The 1,086-nt window shown below is 74.1% G+C and carries 1 protein-coding gene and 1 pseudogene; both read right to left on the reverse strand.

Annotated features, from left to right (window positions below):
• Positions 1–936 (reverse strand): ABC transporter permease (locus FV223_RS28295; protein WP_147729961.1); only part of this gene is annotated, 936 nt, incomplete at its 3' end.
• Positions 933–1,086: pseudogene (locus FV223_RS32220) on the reverse strand (ABC transporter ATP-binding protein); the annotation flags it as partial. The gene FV223_RS28295 and the pseudogene FV223_RS32220, both read right to left, overlap by 4 nt.

Raw genomic sequence — 1,086 nt, forward strand, 5'->3', positions numbered from 1 at the left:
TATGGCTAACCCTCCCGCGGCGAGCGCGAGCCCGGCCGCCATCGCCGAGACCAGCGCGCAGGTGACGAGGAAGGCCGGCCAGTGCGGGCCGATCTCGACGCCGTAGAGCAGGGCCGCGGCCGCGAAGATCAGCCCGGCCTGGGCGACGCCCTGCACGGTGAGGAAGGCGAACTTGCCCAGCACGATGACGCCCAGGCCGCCGGGCCCCGCCATCAGCCGGTCGGCGAGGCCGGTGGCGCGCTCCTCGGTGAGCGACATCGCCCCCTGCATCGCGGCGAACAGCAGGAACACCGCGGTGATCGCACCGGCATAGTAGCGCACGCGCTCGTTGGCGGCGCCTTCCGCGGTGCTGCGCCGCTCGACCAGCGAGGCGAAGCTGAACGGCTCCTTCTTCGCGCGCTGCTCGGCGAAGGCCTCGTCGAGGAAGGCGCGCTCGTCGGCGCCGATCTTGCCGCTGCGCTCGACATCGGCGACGACCCGCGACAGCACCACGTCGGGCAGCGCCTCGTTCAGCACCCGCTGGAGCTGGCCGAGGGCGATCGGGGTGGCGAGCGCCTTGGCCGGGCTCTCGACCAGCACCACCGGCTGCTCGGACGCCGCACCGGCCACCGGTGCTGCGAGGTCGCTGCGGATCACCAGCGCCACGTCGACGTCGCCGCGGCGCACCGTGGCGACGATTCCGGCCAAGTCGCGCTCGGGCAGGCGGGTGACGCGGAGCGACGGGTCGGCCTCCAGGGCCTTCATCAGGCGCTCGGTGGTGGCGGTGCCGGCGAGGTCGGCGAGCCCGAGATGGATGCGGATGCGGTCGCCGATCGCGCCCGAGAAGATCGCGGCGAAGATCACGAAGATGACGGTCGGCAGCACGAAGGCCATCGTCAGGGCGGCGCGGTCGCGGATCAGGCTGATCCACATCACGCGGAAGGCGGCGCCGATCATCGCGCGGCCTCGGCCAGGCGCAGGCCCGCGGGGCCGCCGTCGAGGGCGTCGAGGTAGAGCGCCTCGAGGCCGGGCGCGCGCACGCGGACCTCGTAGGCCGGCACCGCCTGCGCCCGCAGCGCGTCGAGCAGGTCCGCGCCGTCGAGCGGG

Source organism: Methylobacterium sp. WL116, from assembly GCF_008039455.1.
In the GTDB taxonomy this organism is placed as follows: Bacteria; Pseudomonadota; Alphaproteobacteria; order Rhizobiales; family Beijerinckiaceae; genus Methylobacterium.